Genomic DNA, 15,573 nt, shown 5'->3' on the forward strand with positions numbered 1-15,573 from the left:
CTCACGACGATCGGTCGCAGCCCGTGCTCGGCATGGGACTCATGGCCCGGTGCCCGGCACGTCCATCCGCAACCGGAACTCCTGCACCGACTCCGGCTGCCCGGTCTCGTAGACCCGGTCGAACATCTGGAACACCTGCTGCCCGATCACCTCGGGAAACGCCTCGCGCACCGGCCGGCCGTGGTCGAAGACCCGCTGCACCGTCTCCGCGGCCCCTGCTCGTGCCGAGAGGTCGTCGTCCTCCCGAGCGGCCCGGCGCTCCGAGGGCTACGGTCGGGGTTCATCGTCGCCGACGGGAACCGGCACACCATGTACGAAGAGGGCACGACCCACTTCACCCTCGCTCAGAGCGCCAAGAGCGGGGCGCTGGTGCTGACGATCGGCGGCGAGATCGACGCGGCGACCGGCCCCGCCGCGAGCACGACGCTGAACGATGCCCTCGACGGCCTGCCACCCCCCGATGTGGTCGTCGCCGACCTGAGTACCGTCGCGTACATTTCCGCGGCCGGCGTGCGCGTGCTGGCGACGATCCACCGCGCCTGCCTCGATCGCCAGCTGGTTTTCCGGATCGTCGCGGCCGCGGACACCATCGTGCGGCGGGTTCTGCTCATCGCCGGGCTGAAGGCGGGCACCGACATCTTCGCCACGCTCGACGACGCCCTGGGTGTCAGCTGAAACACGCCGGCGGCCGATGCGGCCGGGAGACCACAGCCTGCTCGCCGCGAGCCCACGCCCACCGCGTTGCGCGGGCGCCCGTCGCGATCGGGACGCCGGCGGACTGCGGTGAGCGTCCGCGCACCGGCGCGGTGAACAGGCCGAGTGCGACCATGCCGACGCCCAAGCGCGATCGCGCGCCGGCTGCACGACCTGCGCTGGGCCGACCTGCCCGGCGGGATCGTCGCCGTCATCGGTGTGGTTCTCCTGGCCGCGGCGGCGCGCCCGGGCCCGTGACCGCGGCGCTGAACGCCTACGGCGGCGGCCTCGCCCGATCCCGCGGGAATTCGGCTGAGCGCACTCCGGTCGCAGCTCTACCCGATTCCCGGCCTTGGTTCTAGCGTTGCCCCGGACGGCACTGCTTCCGTCCGGAGGAGAGGCCATGCGGAGCACACTCGACCTCGAGGTGGCGCCAGGGCCGCGCTTTACGCTGGTCACCGTCTCCGGCGGCCTCCACCTGGGCAGCTACCGGCACCTGCGCGACGGCTTGCTCAGCGTCGCCGCCGACGGGCCGGAGGCCGTGATCGCCGGCATCGACGACCTCGATTTCGACGCCGTCGCGCCCCTCGGCGTGTTCGGGCTGGTCGCCCGGCGAATCGAAACCTGGCCGGGGATCCCCCTCGCACTGGCCGGCGCACCTGGCCGGGCACGGGCGCTGCGGGAGCAAGGGATCCACCGCCAGGTCGCGATCGGCGAGGACGTCCCCAAAGCCGAACGAGCGTTGTCCTGGTCGTCGCGCCAACGGGCCGAGGTCGTTCTCCCGCGCAGCCTGAAAGCCTCGGCGGTGGCCCGCGCCGCCGTCCGCGAGGCCTGCGCACAGTGGGAAATCCCCCAGTTCATCTACGACGGCGTCCTCGTGGCCGGTGAACTCGCGACCAACGCGATCCAGCACACGAGGTCGGCAGCCGTGCTGCGGCTGGACCTGCGACGGGGACGGCTGACCATTGCCGTGCTCGACGACGATCCCAGCCCGGCCGTGCTGCTCCCGCCGCCTCGGCCCGGCGCCTCGGGACTGGGGTTGCACATCGTGGCGAGTTCGGCGCACGCGTGGGGCTGCAGCCTCCGATGGTCCCGCGGGAAGGTCGTCTGGGCCGTCCTGACGACCGATCGGCCCGTCGGCGAGCCCGGCTAGGCGAGGTCAGCCGGCTCCGGGTCCATGACGATCCGCTCCGCGCGCACCCCACTCGTGCGAAAGATCGCCGACCAGGACCAGTCCCCGCCCGCGACGGCCCGTCGAAGACGGCGAAACCGACGAGCGGAAGGCCTTCGCTCTCATCTGCGGCGACCCGGCTGATCACGGCTTGATCAGCGGGCCAGCAGGTCCCGGATCGCGCCCGTGATCTCGTCCGGTGCTTCCTCGGCCATGAAATGCCCCGCCCGGGTCAGCCGGTGGTCCAGGTCCGGCGCCCACGCCTTCCACACCGCGGCGGCGTCGTAGCCCAGCTGCGCGCCCCAGTCCTGCTGGACGACCGTCACCGGCATGGCCAGCTGCGACCCGGCATCCAGATCGGCCTGGTCATGACCGACGTCGATGCCGGCCGAGGCGCGGTAGTCCGCGACGATCGACGGCACCGCCGCCGCGCTCGCCCGCAGGTACTCCGCGCGCACCTCCGCCGGGATCGCGGCCGGGTCGTTCGCCCAGGCGTCGAGGAACGAACCGAAGAACGCGTCGGCGCTCGCCGCGATCATCGTCTCGGGCAAACCCGGCGGCTGCGCCATGAGGAACAGGTGGTAGCCGACCGCAGCCGGGACGCCGTGCAGCACGTTCCACATGTCCAGCGTCGGGACGACGTCGAGGATGCCCAGGTGCGAAACGGTTTCCGGGTGGTCCAAGCCCGCCCGGAACGCCACCAGGGCGCCCCGGTCGTGCCCGACGAGGGCGAAGCGCTCGTGGCCGACCGCGGCCGCCAGAACCACGACGTCGGCGGCCATCGTGCGCTTGGCGTAGACGTCCTCGCCGGTGGCCGCCGGCTTGTCGCTGGCGCCGTAACCGCGCAGGTCGGGGCAGATCACCGTGTGCTCGCCGGCAAGCCGCTCGGCGACGTGCCGCCACATCAGGTGCGTCTGGGGGAAACCGTGCAGCAGCACCACCGGGCTGCCGGTGCCGCCGACCGCGGCAGCCAGCTCGACACCGCCGGCACCGGGCAGGCGGACGTGGTCGAAACCGGGAATGGAGAGTGTCATCGAAGGCCGTCTTTCGGATCGGGAAACCTGACCCCGCCGAGCCTGGGCGACGGCGATCAGCAACCGATCAGTGCGCCCGGGCGCACCCGGCCACCGGCACCGATGATGGGGGCATGCGAATCGACGTGCTCGGTGCCGTGCGGGCCCTGGACGACGACGGCAGCCCTGTCGGCCTGGGCGGTCCCCGCCACCGCGAGGTGCTCGCCCGCCTCGTCGCCGCCGAGGGGCGGCTGGTCACGACCGACACCTTCGTCGACGACCTCTGGGCCGAGCCACCGGCACGCGCGGTCGGCGCGCTGCGGACGTTCGTCGCCGCGCTGCGCCGCGCCCTGGAACCCGACCGGTCACCCCGCACCCCGCCGCGGGTGATCGTCACCGAAGGCCCCGGCTACGCACTGCGGCTGCCCCGCGAAGACGTCGACGTCCACCGGTTCGAAGACGCGCTCGCCCAAGCCCGCCACTCCCCCGGCGCCGTGACCGACCTCAGCGCAGCGCTCGCCGCCTGGCGCGGCCCCGCCTACGCCGACGTACCGGATTCCCCGTGGGCGCACCGCGAACGGACCCGGCTGGAGGAACTTCGCCTGGCGGCACTGGAACTACGCGCGCGCATCCTCCTCGACGCCGGAGAAGGCGCGGACCTCGTCGCCGAACTCGGCGCTCACGTCACCGAACACCCGTGGCGAGAACCGGCCTGGGGACTGCTGGCCCGCGCCTTGCACCGCGCGGGCCGTCAGTCCGACGCACTGTCGACCCTCCGCCGCGCCCGCACGATGCTCGTCGGCCAGCTCGGCCTCGATCCCGGCCCCGAACTGCAACGCCTGGAGACCGACATCCTGACCGGGCCCGGCACGCCGGACGCGTGGACTGCCCCGGCGGTCCGGCTCGGCCCGCGCACGACCGTGGACCTCGCCCGCACGCTCGCGCTGGCCGGCGGCGACGCGCTCGTCCACTCCCGGCGTGACCGCCTGGCCGCGATCCACGCCGCCGAACGCACCGGGGACCTGCGCCTGACCGCCCGGATCATCGGCGCCTACGACGTGCCCGCCATCTGGAGCCGCGCCGACGACCCCGGGCAGTCCCGGGCGGTCGTCACCGCCGCCGAACGCACGCTCAGCCGGCTCGGCCCGGACGAGCCCGCCGACCTCCGGGCGCGGCTGCTGGCCACGATCGCCGTCGAGAGCCGCACCGCCGGCCTGGACGCGAGCGAGCTGAGCCGCGCCCGGCAGGCCGCGCACCAAGCCGAGGCGCTGGCCCGAGAACTGGGCGACCCCGCACTGCTGGTGTTCGCGCTCAACGGCGTGTTCCTGCAGTCCTTCACCCGCCCCGGGCTCGCGGCAACGCGAGACGGGATCGGCACCGAGATCCTCGACCTGGCGACCCGGCACGACCTGCCGAACTTCGCGGTCCTCGGCCGGCTCGTCCGCCTGCAATCCGCCTCAGCCCTGGGAGACCTGGACACCGCGGCCGCACACGCGGCGGCAGCCGAACAGCTCGCCGCCACCACCGAGGCTCCCCTCGTCGAGGTCCTCACCGCCTGGTTCCGGGCCCGGGTCACCGCCACCCGCAGCACCGAGCCGAACGGACCGGCCCCCGCCACGGCCGCGGCGCAGTACCGCGCCGCCGAGGAGGCCCTGCGTTCCGCCGGAATGCCCGGACTGCACCGCGGCCTGTTCCCGCTCGCCCTGCTGGGACTGCGTCTGCTGCACGACCGGCCCGCACCCACCGACCGGCACCTGGACTGGGGGCCGTACCTGCCCTGGGCACGTCCCCACGTGCTGCTCGCCCAAGACCGTGCCGAGGACGCCCGCACGGCCCTGGCCGCGGCGCCGGAGCCACCCCACGACCACCTGCAGGAGGCGATGTGGTGCCTGACCGCCCACACCGCCGTACGCCTCCGCGACCGCGAAGCCGCCGCGCGGGCCACCGCCGCCCTGCGTGACGCTCAGGGCGAAGACGCCGGCGCCGCCAGCGGCATGCTGACCCTGGGCCCGGTGGCCCGGTACCTGGCGGACGCAAGCCGGTCGTCGTGGACGTGAGCCTCGGCAGCGACTGGTGGTAACCCCGGTCAGCCGGCGGACGTGGATCGCGCCGGACTCGGCACAGGTGTGCAGTGTCACCGTCACCGACCGCGGCGGCGGGGACGCGGCCATTGTGGACGGTTACCGCGTCGCCTTCGACGTCCTCGCCGTCGTCAGCCTGATCACCGCCGCCTTGGCGCTGCTGCTCAAGCCCTCCCGCGTGCGTGATCGATGAACGCGGTCAACGCGTGCACGACCGCGTCGGGTTGTTCGTCGGGAATGAAGTGCCCGGCCTGCGGGATGACGACGCCCGTCGCGTTGTCCGTCCAGGGGCCGAGGGAAGCGGCCATGTCGGGGATCGAACCGTGGGAACCCGAGACGCCCAGGACCGGGACGCTCAAGTGCTGCCGGCCGAGTGCGTCCAGGTTCTTGCGCGCGGATTCCGCGGCGTCGCGGTAATACGCGAGAGACGCTCGGAGACCTCCCTCGGCCGCGATGGCGGCGGCGTAGTGGTCGATCTCGGTGCTGTCGAACGTGTTCGGGGACAAGGTCTTGGCCGTCAGGAACCATTCGACGTACTCGCGCTCACGACCGGCGAGCAGCGTCTCGGGCAGCTCAGGGACGACGTGGAACGCGAAGTGCCAGGTCTTCCACGCCCGGCCGGGATCCGTGGGGACCGCGTCCGGGAGGGTGATGCCGGGGATGCCCGCGTCGAGCAGGGCGAGGCCGTGCAGGCGCTCTTCGTACTTCAGGGCCAGCGAGAAAGCGACCCAGGCGCCGACGTCGTGGGCAGCGAGCCAGTACTTCGGCACGTCGAGCGCGGTCACCGCGGCCTGGACGCGCGAGGCGACGGTGTGCGTGTCGTAGCTGTCGTGAGGGCGGGCGGAGTGGCCTTGGCCCGGCAGGTCGATCGCGATCACGCGGAATCGCCCGGCGAGGCCGGGCATCGCTTTGCGCCAGGCCCACCAGGTCTGCGGGAAACCGGCGAGCAGGACGACGGCCGGACCGGTCGGCTGACCACCCTCCACGGCGTGGAGCCGGACGCCTTCCGCGTCGACCCAGCGGTGGGTGAACCCCGCGAGGTCGTGCAGCGGCAACCCGGAGATCGAATTTTCGGTCATGTCACCCACCCTAAATCATCTTGAACTGTTCGGTTCAAGATAGGATGGGCTTGTCACAGCGGCTTGACGCAGAAGCGAGGTGGCCGGCGCGATGGCCGGGAAGAAGCAGTTCGATGTGGACGTCGTGCTCGACGCGGCGATGGTCCAGTTCTGGCGAGCCGGGTACGCCGACACGTCGCTCGACGACCTCTCCCGGGCGACCGGGTTGAACCGCAGTTCCATCTACTCTTCGCTCGGCGACAAGGAGTCGCTCTACCTGCGCTGCCTGGACCGCTACGCCACGCGCTACGGGGAACGGTACGACCAGGCGCTTTCTGGCGCGTCCGACGAGCCACTGCGGGCGATACGGGAGTTCTTCGACGTCACCCTGAACCGGATCGCCGACCCCGACCTGCCGGACGGGTGCCTGATCGCCCAGACCGCGATGGCGACACCGGTCCTGAGCCCAGCCATCGCCGCGCGCGCGACCGAAGCTCTCGGCTTTCAGCATGCGCGGCTGCGGAGGGCTTTGAAGGCCGTGAAGCGGGCCGACGCCTTCGCCGTTCACCTTGCGGCGGTCAACCAGTCGCTGGCCGTGATGAGCCGGGCCGGGGCGAGTCCGGAGCAGCTCCGCACGATCGTCGACGTCAGCCTGGGCGCGATTTCCCAGGCGTTGCGCTAGGAAATCGCCAGGCAAACGCTCAGTAGTTCCGGGCGCCGAGGTCGACGTCGATGACCGGTGCGAGCTTCCGGAGCAGAGCCACGAGCTGCGCGCGCTCCTCGGACGTGAACACGGTGAACGCCTCCGCCTGGCGTTCCCGGCGGCGGGTGAGCAACCGGGTCAGCCGCTCACCGCCGTCCGCCGTCAACGCGACCAGTACCTTGCGCTCGTCCTCGGCCGAGCGCCGGCGCACCACCACTCCGGCGGACTCCAGCTGCTGGAGCATCCGGGTCGCCGTCGGAATCGACACGTCCGCGGCCGCGGCGAGCCGGCCGACCGGCAGCTCCGGCTCGGCGACCAGCGGCTCGAGCATCGTGACCTGCGGCAGCGACAGCCCGCCGTCCCGGTCCGCCCCCGCTGACCGGGCCTTCCGCATCGCGAAGAACACCGCGTCGGCCGCCTGCACGAGCTCGTCGACCTCCGCGGCCGTGGGCGGATGGTTGCCGGTCGTCCTCATGGGAGCTAGGCTAGCAGAACAATAGTTAGCAACCTAGTTATTAGGAGGCTAGACACCGTGAGCGGTCGAATCGACGTGCACCAGCACCTGCTCCCCTCCCGCTACCTGAAGGCGCTCGAGGACAGTGGCGAAACCGCCGGCGGCTGGCCGATGCCCTCGTGGAGCCCGGCCGCCGCGACCGCGATGATGGACGGCGCGGGAATCGCCACCGGGGTGCTGTCGATCAGCGCACCCGGCGTCCACTTCGGCGACGACGCCGCGGCCCGCGACCTGGCCCGCGAAATCAACGACTTCCAGGCGGAACTGGTCAAGGACACGCCAGACCGGTTCGGGCACTTCGCCGTGCTGCCGCTGCCGGACTTCGACGGCGCCGTCGCCGAAGCCGTGCGCGCGCTCGACGACCTGCACGCCGACGGCGTCGTCCTGCTGTCCAACGCCCACGGCCACTACCTGGGCGACCCGGCCTACGAGCCACTGTGGACGGAACTGGCCGCCCGCCGCACCGTGGTGTTCGTGCACCCGGCCGAGCCGCCGATCGCGCGGCTCGACGGCCTGCCGAGCCCACTGCTGGACTTCCCCTTCGACACCACGCGCGCCGCGCTCGACCTGGTGGCCCACGGTGTGTTCGACCGGTACCCCGACCTGCGGATCATCCTCTCGCACGCCGGCGGCTTCCTGCCCTTCGCCGCGCACCGCTTCACCGGCGCGGCGATGTTCAACCCCGGTACCACCCCGGACGGCATCCTGGCCGGGCTGCGGAAGTTCTACTTCGACACGGCGCTGTCCGCCACCCCGACGGCGCTGCCGTCCCTCTACGCCTTCGCCGAACCAGGCCACGTCCTCTACGGCAGCGACTTCCCGTTCGCGCCGGGGGCGTGGCGCGAGGAGTTCGACCGGAACCTCACCACCTACGAGGGCCCGGGCGCCGACCGCTTCCCCGACGTCGACCGCACGGCCGCCGAAGCCCTGTTCCCCCGGCTCGCCCGGAATCGGGTCACCGCACGACCCTGACGGGCAACGAGCCCCACGCTCTGAGGGTGTTGTTGTGGTGGCGTCGCGGTCGGCCGTCCAGCTCGATCAGCCGAACCCGTCCGACGAGCGCGGTGAGCAGCGCCTCGGCTTCGAGGCGGGCGACGTGCTGGCCGACGCACTGATGCAGGCCCATGCCGAAGCCGACGTGACCGGAAGGATCGCGCGCGAGATCGAACGCGTCCGGGTCGTTCCAGCGACGGGGGTCCCGGTTCGCCGCGGCCAGGAACATCAGCACCTTGTTTCCTTGGGGTACGAGGACGTCTCCAATCCGCACGTCCGTGGTCGTCGTGCGGAAGAACGTCTGCACCGGCGACTCCCAGCGGACGGCCTCGTCGAACGCCACCCGGGCCAAGCCCGGGTCCTCCCGCAGGCGCTGCCACTGCCCGGGGTGCGTGGCAAAGGCGTGCAGTACGGCGGAAAGCGCGTGCACAGTGGTGTCGACGCCCGCGGTCAGCAGGGACCGCACGATCAGCGGTGCCTGCTCGGGGGTGATGTCCCCGCTGTCGGCGGCGGCCCAGACGTCGGCGCCGAACCCCTGGGGCGCAAGGACTTCCCGCCGGCATCGGCGGCTCACCCCGTCCGACAGCTCCCCCACTCGCGGCGCTCCCTTGGCCACGAGGTCGTTGTCCGGGCCGAAGGCGTTGAAGGCGTGGTCACCGTAGGGCAGCAGGTTTTCGCGTCCATCCGGCGGAAGACCGACCGCGTCGGGGAACACGCGCAGCGGGAACGCGTGGGCCAGCGCCTGGGCGGCGTCGAACCGCGAGCCCCCAGCCAGAACCTGGTCGACCAGCACTCCCGCGTCGGCGGTCCACCGCTCGCGCAGGCGCCGCAGCGCGCGCGGGCCGAGGACCTTGCTGAGGACGCGGCGAGGCGCGTCGTGGCGGGGTGGGTCGGCCTCCAGCAGCAGGCTCGGCGGCCGCCAGGGCTTCTCGGTCCGGAAGTTCGCCAAACCGACGCCGGCCGCGGACTGGAACCGCTGCCAGTCGGTGAGCGCGGCGTGCACCTGCTCGTAGCGGGCGACGGCGTAGACGTCGTAGCGGGACAGGTAGACGACCGGACCGGCGTCGCGGAGCTGAGCGTGCAGTGGGAGGGGGTCCTCCAGCACGGCGTGGCTGAACGGGTCGCCGTCGTGGACCGGGCAAGGAGTTTCGAGCGTGGTCATGCGAGACCTCCGGAGGGTCACAGGTCGAGGACGAGGCGGTCGGACAGGGAGCGGGACACGCAGACGAACATGCAGTCGTCCGCGGCGCGTTCGTGATCTTCGAGGATCGCGTCGCGGTGTTCGGGGCGTCCCGCGAGCACCGTGGTCTCGCAGGTGCCGCACGTGCCCTGGCGGCAGGATGAAAGGACCTCGACGCCCGCTTCGGCGACGGCGTCGAGCACGCTGGTCCCGGCCGGCACGGTGACGCTGACGCCGCTGCGGGCCAGCTCGACCTCGAAGGGCGTGGTCCGGGCCGCTTCTCCCGGGCCGGCGGCGAACCGCTCGGTGCGCAGCGTGTGCGCCGGCCACGCCGCGCAGACCTGCTCGATCGCGGCCAGCATCGGCTCCGGGCCACAGGCGTAGATCTTCACATCCGGCCGCGGATCACCGAGGAAGCCGGCCAGGTCGAGCAGGCCGTGCTCGTCCTGGGGACGAACCAGGACGCGGTCGCCGTAAGCATCCAGGTCGCCCAGGAACGCCATCGCCGCGCGGCTCCGGCCGCCGTAGAGCAGCCGCCACCGTGCGCCGAGCAGCTCGGCCTGGTGCACCATCGGCAGCAGCGGCGTGATCCCGATGCCGCCGGCGACGAACAGGTACTCCGGCGACGGCACCAGCGGGAAGTTGTTCCGCGGGCCGCCCACGCCGACCTCGTCGCCGACGTCCAGCTCGTCGTGCACGTACGCCGAGCCGCCCCGTCCGCCGGGCTCGCGCAGGACCCCGATCCGGTACCGCCCGGGGTCCCAGCGGTCGCCGCACAGGGAGTACTGCCGGGTCAGCCCGTTCGGCAGCACCAGGTCGACGTGCGCGCCGGGTGTCCAGTCCTTCAGCCGGCCACCGCCGGCCGCGGCCAGCTCGAGCGTCACCACCCCGTCCGCCACCACGTGCTTGCTCCGGACCTGCAAGGAAGCATTCATCGTTGACCCTCCTCGACGTGCTTGACGACCATCGCCGACACCCACGCGGGCCGCGAACGAACTCTCAATGGACGAGAGAACCGGCGGCGGCGATACTCGGGGCATGGCACGGGCACCCACCGGCGAGTCGTCGATCGCCCGGGCGGCGCGGATCATCGCCGCGTTCACCGCCGACGAGACGTCCTTGACCGTCTCCGAGATCGCGCGGCGCACCGGCCTGCACATCGCCACCGCCTCCCGGCTGATCGCCGAACTGAGCGCGCACGGGCTGCTGGCCCGCGGTCCCGGCCGCGAGGTCCGGGTCGGCGTCCGGCTGTGGGAGCTCGCCGCCCGGGCCTCCCCCACGTCGTCACTGCGGGACGCGGCGATGCCGTACCTGGAGGATCTGCACGCGGTCGTCGGCCACCACGCCCAGCTCGCCGTCCTCGACGGCGACGACGTGCTGTTCGTGGAACGGCTCTCGGCTCGCGACGCGGTGATCAACTACTCCCAGATCGCCGGGCGGCTGCCGGTGCACCTCTCCTCGAGCGGGCACGTGCTGCTGGCCTACGCACCCGCCGAGATCCGCGAGCGCGTGCTGCGACGCCCGATGCGGCGTCGCACCGCGGCGACGATCACGACCGCGGACCAGCTGGAGCGGGCCTGGGCAGCGGTCCGGAAGCAGGGCTACGCGCTGCTGCCCGGACACGTCCACGAGGACGCGACCGGCATCGCGGTCCCCGTCCGAGACGCGCTCAACGACGTCGTCGCGGCGCTCTCGATCATCGTCCCCAACGACGACCACGCCCACGCCGGCATCCCCGCCCTGTTGGCCGCGGCGCGCGGGGTGACGCGGACGTTGTCCGGGCGCCGCTGACCCAACCGGTGCGGTCGTCCAGGAACAGCCGCGCAAGCCCGTGGCCGACCGGCTGCAAGACTGCCCGGGTGGACATCGAAGAGGCTGGCGCCCGGTTGGGTCCCGACGCCGCAGGGTGGCTCGACGAGGTTCCGGCCCTCGCCGCGCGGCTGGCCGCCCGGTGGGGCCTCGTGCTCGGTGAACTGTTCCAGAGTGGAGCGTCCTCGGTCGTCCTGCGATGTCACTGGCCGGACGGAACGCCGGCGGTGCTCAAGCTCAGTCCGGATCGGGCCCTGCTGACCAGACAGGTGGAGATGCTGCGCGTGTTCGCGTCCTCTGGCCGGGTGCCGGCGGTGTTGTGCGCGGACGCCGAGGCGGGCGCGATGGTGCTGGAAGAGGTCCGGCCCGGCACCGAGGCCGGTGACCTTCCGCAGACGTCGTTGCCGCAGCAGTGGGCAGAGCTGCTAGCCGCGCTGCACGCGGTGGCCCCGCCCGCGCGCTGGCCGTGGAATCTGCGCGGCCGGTGTGAGGAAGCGTTCGCCCGGATCGGCCGGCGGCTGGCCGAGCCGGCCATCGCCGCCCGGATCGACCAGGCCACGTGGCGACGGGCGATCGAACGCTGCGAGGCGCTGCTGGACACCCAGGCCCGGGTCGTGTTGCTGCACGGCGATCTGCACCTCGGCAACGTCCTCGACGGCGGCCCGTCACGCGGTCTGGTCGCGATCGATCCCAAGGCCTGCATCGGCGATCCCTGCTTCGACGCCGTCGACTACGCGGTGGCCGGCGCCGGACACGAGGGCGTCGAGGTCCGCTGCCGGCGGGTGGCGACCGCGTGCGGCCTCGACGGTGACCGGCTCTACGCCTGGAGCCGGGTGATCGCTCCGATGTTCGCCATCGCCTATCTCACCTACGACGGTCCGGAGCAAGCAATCGACGAACTCCTCGCCCTGGCCCGGTGATCTCACATCCGCCGGCTCGCCGAGGGTTGACCTTCACCTTCGGGGAAGCCCCACAGTGGTCGTGACCGGGCGCCGCGACGGCCGGTGGAATCGTGCTGGCCGGTCCCCGAGGACCGGGCCGCCGAGATCGCGGCCGGGTTCCCCGATCTGACCCTGCGCACGGAGCCCGCCCACCAGGAAGCGTTCGTCCGCCAGGAGAAACCCGGCCGGTGGGCCGCCGGCTCCCAAGCAACCGGGCCTTACGTCGAATTCGCCCTGTCGCTGAGCTGAGCAGTGCGCAGCAGTTGAAGTCGTTCGTCGTCTGCGCTGCCCGGCTCGGCGGTGTAGACGATGAGCACGGGCCCCGGCGCGCCCGGCATCGGGTAGGCGTCCCAGTCCAGATTCAGTTCCCCGACCAGCGGGTGCTGGACGCGCATCCGGCCGCGGGTCGTGTCCTCGACGTCGTGGCGGGCCCACAGCGTCGCGAACTCCGCACTGCGCACCGCCAGCTCACCCACCAGCTCCACCGCGCGCGGGTGCCCCGGCTCGGTGGCGACCTGAGTCCGCAGCATGGCGGTCAGCTCGGCGACGGTGGCCGACCGTTCCGGGCAGGCCTGGTCGGCGTCGGGGTGCAGCAACATCGCCAGCAGGTTCCGCTCGGCCCGCGGCAGGTCGGTGAACGCGCCCAGCAACGCACCGGCCAGCGGGTTCCAGGCCAGCACGTCCAGGAAACGCCCGACGACCAGGGCGGGCGAGGTCGTCGCGGCCAGCAGCCGCAGCGTGGTCTCCGGTACTTCCTCCGGCGGGTACGCGCGTGCGGGGCGGGCCGGGGTGCGCGCGGCGGCCGCGAGGCCGTGCAGGTGCCGGGTCTCCTCGGCGGAGAAGTTCAGCGCGCCGGCGATCGCGTCGAGGACCTGGCCGGAGGGCCGCACGTCGCGGCCCTGCTCCATGCGCTGGTAGTAGTCCGAGCTCACCCCGGCCAGCATGGCCAGTTCTTCGCGGCGCAGCCCGGCGACGCGTCGCCGCGGGCCCGGCTCCAAGCCGACGTCCTGCGGCCGCACCCGGGTTCGCCGGGTCCGCAGGAACTCGGCCAATGCGCGGCGGGGGTCGTCGGTCACCGGCCCAGTATGCCCGGGACGCGCCCGGCGAAGGTGGGTCCGCCAGACCCAGGACAACGCGAACGACCGAGTTTCCCTGGGCAGGCCCCAGGATCGGCGGCACACCAGCCGACCACGGGAGGAAACCCGACATGAAAGCCGCACAGATCACCAGCTTCGGAGCACCGGACGTCCTGCGAGTCACCGAAACCGACCGCCCCTCCCCCGGTGCCGGCGAGGTCCTGGTGGCGGTCGAGGCGTCCAGCGTGAACGGACACGACGCCATCGTCCGCGTCGGCGGGGTCAAGATGGTGTCGGGCCGGAAGTTCCCGATCGGGGTCGGCCTGGACTTCGCCGGTGTCGTCGTCACGGCCGGCGCCGGCGTCGAGGGCTACCAGGCCGGGGACCGGGTGTGGGGCATGGTGCACCCCCGGCAACGGCACACCGTCGCCGGAGCAGCCGAGTACGTCGTGGTTCCCGCCGACCGCATCAGTCCCGCGCCGGTGGGTGTTTCGGCGGTCGAGGCGGCCTCCCTGGTCGTCGCGGGCAGCACCGCGCTGATCGCGCTGCGCGACAGCGTCCGGCTGACCGAGGGCGAGCGGGTCCTGGTCCGGGGCGCGGCCGGCGGCGTGGGCACCGCGGTGGTGCAGCTGGCCCACGCGATGGGTGGCCACGTCACCGCGCTGGCCCGCGACCGCCACGCCGCGGTCCTGCGTGACCTCGGAGCCGACGAGGTCCTCGACTACGGCACCACCACCCCCGAGGAGATCGGGCCGTTCGACGTCATCGTCGACACGGTCGGCTCCGAGCTGCACTGCTACCGCGGCAGGCTGGCCAAGGGCGGCCGGATGGTCACCGTCGGGCTCTCGGCTCCCGCCTTGGCCGCGATCGCGGCGTCGAGCATCCACGGCTCCCGGCGCATCCGCACGTTCAGCGCCAACCCCGGTTCCGCGGTGCTGGACGAGCTGGCCGACCACGTCACGGCCGGCGCGCTTCGCCCGGTGGTGCACCGCGTGTACCCGCTGGCCGACATCGCCGCGGCGCACGAGGCCTTCGAACGCGGCGGTGTGCTGGGCAAGCACGTAATCGCCGTCTCCGGATGAAGGTCGTGTGGGCGGTGCCGCAATCACGCCGAGCCCGCGGCCAGGGCCATGATCCGGCGGGTGCGCTCGCGCAGCAGTGCGTGCGTCCGGTCGTGGTGGTTGCGGGATGCCAGGCCATGCCGAGCACCACATCCGGCAACGCCACGGGGATCGGGAACGTCCGCAGCCCCAGCGTCTCCAGCATCGAGCGACCCAGCCTGGCGGGCGTGACGCAGACGACGTCGGTGGCCCGGGCCAGGTGCAGCGCCCCCGCGAAGCTCGGCAGCACGGCGATCACCCGGCGGCTCAGGCCCAGTTCGGCGGGCCGCTCGTCGATCGGGCCGTGGGCGCGGCCCCGGCGCGACACGACGATGTGGTCGGCCGCGGCGAACCTCTTCGGGGTGACAGTCTTCGCCTTCGCCAGCGGGTGTTCCGGCCGGATCGCGCCGACCGGCGTTTCGGTGACGAGCGTTTCCGAGTGGACTCCAGCGCCCGAGGGGTCGGCACGAGGTCACGCCCGGGCCCGCACGAGCAGCGGATCGTCGAACGCGCGCCGCCGCCTTCGTCACGCTGCTCTCGGTGAGCAGTGCGTCCAGCGCCTCGATGAGGCTCAGATCGCAATCTACCCGCCGATTATCACAGGTGGAATCAGTCCGTACCAACCTTGCACTGGAGTTAACCGGTTGACGTCCTTAGCGTCGACGGCGGACGACGAACGAATCGCGTTGCACCGCAGCGGGCGGCCGGCCGGGGCGGGGCTGGGCTTGTGGGCCAACGCGCTGGCGGTCTTCGACGACCCCGAACCTGAGGAGCACCGCCGATGTTCTACGAGATCCGCACCGAGCATGCCCGGCCGGGCCGCGGCGCCGAACTGGCCCGCTACCTGGACGAGTCCGTCATCCCACTGCACCGAGAACACGGGATGCAGGTGGTGGGCTCGTTCACGGGGGCCGCCGACACCGTCGTCTGGATCAGGCGCTTCGAAGACGACGCCGATCGCGAACGTATCCTGGACGCCGTCCACCAAGATCCCCGGTGCGCCGCGCTGGCTGCCACCGTTTCGGCGCTGACGAGCGACCCGGCGGCCACGATCCGCCTGCTGCCGACCGCCGGGTCGGCGCTGCGCTGAGCCCGACGTCGGAAAGGAAACCCTTGGCCGAGCACCAGCTTCCCGCGACGCGCGAGTCCACAGTGGAGGTCTTCGACCGGGCCACCCCGCCCGTGCTCACGGTCGACCCGGGGACTCCATCGTGGTCGGCTCGCTCGACGCCGCCGGCTAC

At 72.5% G+C, this 15,573-nt stretch carries 17 protein-coding genes and 1 pseudogene; 10 read left to right on the forward strand and 8 right to left on the reverse strand.

Going from position 1 to position 15,573, the window contains the following annotated elements; translation table 11 throughout:
- Nucleotides 1–39: 39 nt before the first annotated feature.
- Entirely contained in the window at nt 40–201 is a 162-nt protein-coding gene (locus ACZ7OH_RS29595) for a hypothetical protein (protein ID WP_470283805.1), read from the reverse strand.
- A gap of 108 nt (nt 202–309) precedes the next feature.
- On the opposite strand from ACZ7OH_RS29595, the gene ACZ7OH_RS29600 reads away from it, so the two are divergent.
- Together ACZ7OH_RS29600 and ACZ7OH_RS29605 are read left to right on the forward strand one after the other, a co-directional pair.
- Nucleotides 310–675: an STAS domain-containing protein gene (locus ACZ7OH_RS29600; RefSeq protein ID WP_470283806.1), complete on the forward strand. Its 366-nt coding sequence runs from the start codon at nt 310–312 to the stop codon at nt 673–675.
- Between the two features lie 421 nt (nt 676–1,096).
- Nucleotides 1,097–1,846, forward strand: a complete 750-nt coding sequence (locus ACZ7OH_RS29605) for an ATP-binding protein (RefSeq protein WP_470283807.1) — start codon at nt 1,097–1,099, stop codon at nt 1,844–1,846.
- A gap of 173 nt (nt 1,847–2,019) precedes the next feature.
- On the opposite strand, the gene ACZ7OH_RS29610 is transcribed toward ACZ7OH_RS29605, so the two are convergent.
- A complete protein-coding gene (locus tag ACZ7OH_RS29610; protein WP_470283808.1) occupies nt 2,020–2,898 on the reverse strand; it encodes an alpha/beta fold hydrolase in 879 nt (292 codons plus the stop codon).
- A gap of 113 nt (nt 2,899–3,011) precedes the next feature.
- Between ACZ7OH_RS29610 and ACZ7OH_RS29615 the strand changes: the two genes are divergently transcribed.
- Nucleotides 3,012–4,934, forward strand: a complete 1,923-nt coding sequence (locus ACZ7OH_RS29615; RefSeq protein WP_470283809.1) for a BTAD domain-containing putative transcriptional regulator — start codon at nt 3,012–3,014, stop codon at nt 4,932–4,934.
- 16 nt (nt 4,935–4,950) lie between these two features.
- Entirely contained in the window at nt 4,951–5,151 is a 201-nt protein-coding gene (locus ACZ7OH_RS29620; protein WP_470283810.1) for a hypothetical protein, read from the forward strand.
- Here ACZ7OH_RS29620 and ACZ7OH_RS29625 read toward each other — a convergent pair.
- Complete coding sequence (locus ACZ7OH_RS29625) at nt 5,123–6,037, reverse strand: alpha/beta fold hydrolase (protein ID WP_470283811.1); 915 nt, start codon at nt 6,035–6,037, stop codon at nt 5,123–5,125. The genes ACZ7OH_RS29620 and ACZ7OH_RS29625 overlap by 29 nt on opposite strands.
- Nucleotides 6,038–6,152: 115 nt before the next feature.
- Here ACZ7OH_RS29625 and ACZ7OH_RS29630 point away from each other — a divergent pair, with 115 nt between their 5' ends.
- Entirely contained in the window at nt 6,153–6,698 is a 546-nt protein-coding gene (locus tag ACZ7OH_RS29630; RefSeq protein WP_470283812.1) for a TetR/AcrR family transcriptional regulator, read from the forward strand.
- A gap of 19 nt (nt 6,699–6,717) precedes the next feature.
- Here the strand turns inward: ACZ7OH_RS29630 and ACZ7OH_RS29635 are convergent, their stop codons facing one another.
- On the reverse strand, nt 6,718–7,194 hold the full coding sequence (locus ACZ7OH_RS29635; RefSeq protein ID WP_470283813.1) for a MarR family winged helix-turn-helix transcriptional regulator: 477 nt from the start codon (nt 7,192–7,194) through the stop codon (nt 6,718–6,720).
- Nucleotides 7,195–7,251: 57 nt separating this feature from the next.
- Here ACZ7OH_RS29635 and ACZ7OH_RS29640 point away from each other — a divergent pair, with 57 nt between their 5' ends.
- Nucleotides 7,252–8,205 (forward strand): amidohydrolase family protein, encoded by a 954-nt coding sequence (locus ACZ7OH_RS29640; RefSeq protein WP_470283814.1) that lies wholly within the window; start codon nt 7,252–7,254, stop codon nt 8,203–8,205.
- Here ACZ7OH_RS29640 and ACZ7OH_RS29645 read toward each other — a convergent pair.
- Together ACZ7OH_RS29645 and ACZ7OH_RS29650 are read right to left on the reverse strand one after the other, a co-directional pair.
- A complete protein-coding gene (locus tag ACZ7OH_RS29645) occupies nt 8,189–9,388 on the reverse strand; it encodes a cytochrome P450 (protein ID WP_470283815.1) in 1,200 nt (399 codons plus the stop codon). The two genes, ACZ7OH_RS29640 and ACZ7OH_RS29645, sit on opposite strands and share 17 nt — an antisense overlap.
- 17 nt (nt 9,389–9,405) lie before the next feature.
- On the reverse strand, nt 9,406–10,341 hold the full coding sequence (locus ACZ7OH_RS29650) for a PDR/VanB family oxidoreductase (RefSeq protein WP_470283816.1): 936 nt from the start codon (nt 10,339–10,341) through the stop codon (nt 9,406–9,408).
- A 103-nt stretch (nt 10,342–10,444) separates the two neighbouring features.
- Between ACZ7OH_RS29650 and ACZ7OH_RS29655 the strand changes: the two genes are divergently transcribed.
- Both ACZ7OH_RS29655 and ACZ7OH_RS29660 read left to right on the forward strand, forming a co-directional pair.
- Complete coding sequence (locus ACZ7OH_RS29655; RefSeq protein ID WP_470283817.1) at nt 10,445–11,197, forward strand: IclR family transcriptional regulator; 753 nt, start codon at nt 10,445–10,447, stop codon at nt 11,195–11,197.
- Between the two features lie 68 nt (nt 11,198–11,265).
- Nucleotides 11,266–12,135 (forward strand): aminoglycoside phosphotransferase family protein, encoded by an 870-nt coding sequence (locus ACZ7OH_RS29660; RefSeq protein WP_470283818.1) that lies wholly within the window; start codon nt 11,266–11,268, stop codon nt 12,133–12,135.
- A gap of 239 nt (nt 12,136–12,374) precedes the next feature.
- Here the strand turns inward: ACZ7OH_RS29660 and ACZ7OH_RS29665 are convergent, their stop codons facing one another.
- Nucleotides 12,375–13,232 carry a helix-turn-helix transcriptional regulator gene (locus ACZ7OH_RS29665; protein ID WP_470283819.1) on the reverse strand — a complete coding sequence of 286 codons (858 nt, stop codon included), beginning with the start codon at nt 13,230–13,232 and terminating at the stop codon, nt 12,375–12,377.
- A gap of 131 nt (nt 13,233–13,363) precedes the next feature.
- On the opposite strand from ACZ7OH_RS29665, the gene ACZ7OH_RS29670 reads away from it, so the two are divergent.
- The gene (locus ACZ7OH_RS29670) at nt 13,364–14,314 is read left to right on the forward strand and encodes an NADP-dependent oxidoreductase (RefSeq protein ID WP_470283820.1); all 951 of its coding nucleotides are present in this window, start codon (nt 13,364–13,366) and stop codon (nt 14,312–14,314) included.
- A gap of 148 nt (nt 14,315–14,462) precedes the next feature.
- Here the strand turns inward: ACZ7OH_RS29670 and ACZ7OH_RS29675 are convergent.
- Nucleotides 14,463–14,735: pseudogene (locus ACZ7OH_RS29675) on the reverse strand (LysR substrate-binding domain-containing protein); the annotation flags it as partial.
- 378 nt (nt 14,736–15,113) lie between these two features.
- Between ACZ7OH_RS29675 and ACZ7OH_RS29680 the strand changes: the two are divergent.
- A complete protein-coding gene (locus ACZ7OH_RS29680) occupies nt 15,114–15,422 on the forward strand; it encodes an NIPSNAP family protein (protein WP_470283821.1) in 309 nt (102 codons plus the stop codon).
- Nucleotides 15,423–15,573 lie beyond the last annotated feature (151 nt).

The sequence above is a fragment of the Amycolatopsis sp. NPDC114478 genome, from assembly GCF_055633805.1.

What these genes read in the sequence shown, in the direction of transcription:
- ACZ7OH_RS29600 (WP_470283806.1), top strand. Translation starts at nt 310, where the DNA reads ATGTACGAAGAGGGCACGACCCACTTCACCCTCGCTCAGAGCGCCAAG.
- ACZ7OH_RS29605 (WP_470283807.1), top strand. Translation starts at nt 1,097, where the DNA reads ATGCGGAGCACACTCGACCTCGAGGTGGCGCCAGGGCCGCGCTTTACG.
- ACZ7OH_RS29610 (WP_470283808.1), bottom strand. Translation starts at nt 2,898, where the DNA reads ATGACACTCTCCATTCCCGGTTTCGACCACGTCCGCCTGCCCGGTGCC.
- ACZ7OH_RS29615 (WP_470283809.1), top strand. Translation starts at nt 3,012, where the DNA reads ATGCGAATCGACGTGCTCGGTGCCGTGCGGGCCCTGGACGACGACGGC.
- ACZ7OH_RS29625 (WP_470283811.1), bottom strand. Translation starts at nt 6,037, where the DNA reads ATGACCGAAAATTCGATCTCCGGGTTGCCGCTGCACGACCTCGCGGGG.
- ACZ7OH_RS29635 (WP_470283813.1), bottom strand. Translation starts at nt 7,194, where the DNA reads ATGAGGACGACCGGCAACCATCCGCCCACGGCCGCGGAGGTCGACGAG.
- ACZ7OH_RS29645 (WP_470283815.1), bottom strand. Translation starts at nt 9,388, where the DNA reads ATGACCACGCTCGAAACTCCTTGCCCGGTCCACGACGGCGACCCGTTC.
- ACZ7OH_RS29650 (WP_470283816.1), bottom strand. Translation starts at nt 10,341, where the DNA reads ATGAATGCTTCCTTGCAGGTCCGGAGCAAGCACGTGGTGGCGGACGGG.
- ACZ7OH_RS29655 (WP_470283817.1), top strand. Translation starts at nt 10,445, where the DNA reads ATGGCACGGGCACCCACCGGCGAGTCGTCGATCGCCCGGGCGGCGCGG.
- ACZ7OH_RS29670 (WP_470283820.1), top strand. Translation starts at nt 13,364, where the DNA reads ATGAAAGCCGCACAGATCACCAGCTTCGGAGCACCGGACGTCCTGCGA.
- ACZ7OH_RS29680 (WP_470283821.1), top strand. Translation starts at nt 15,114, where the DNA reads ATGTTCTACGAGATCCGCACCGAGCATGCCCGGCCGGGCCGCGGCGCC.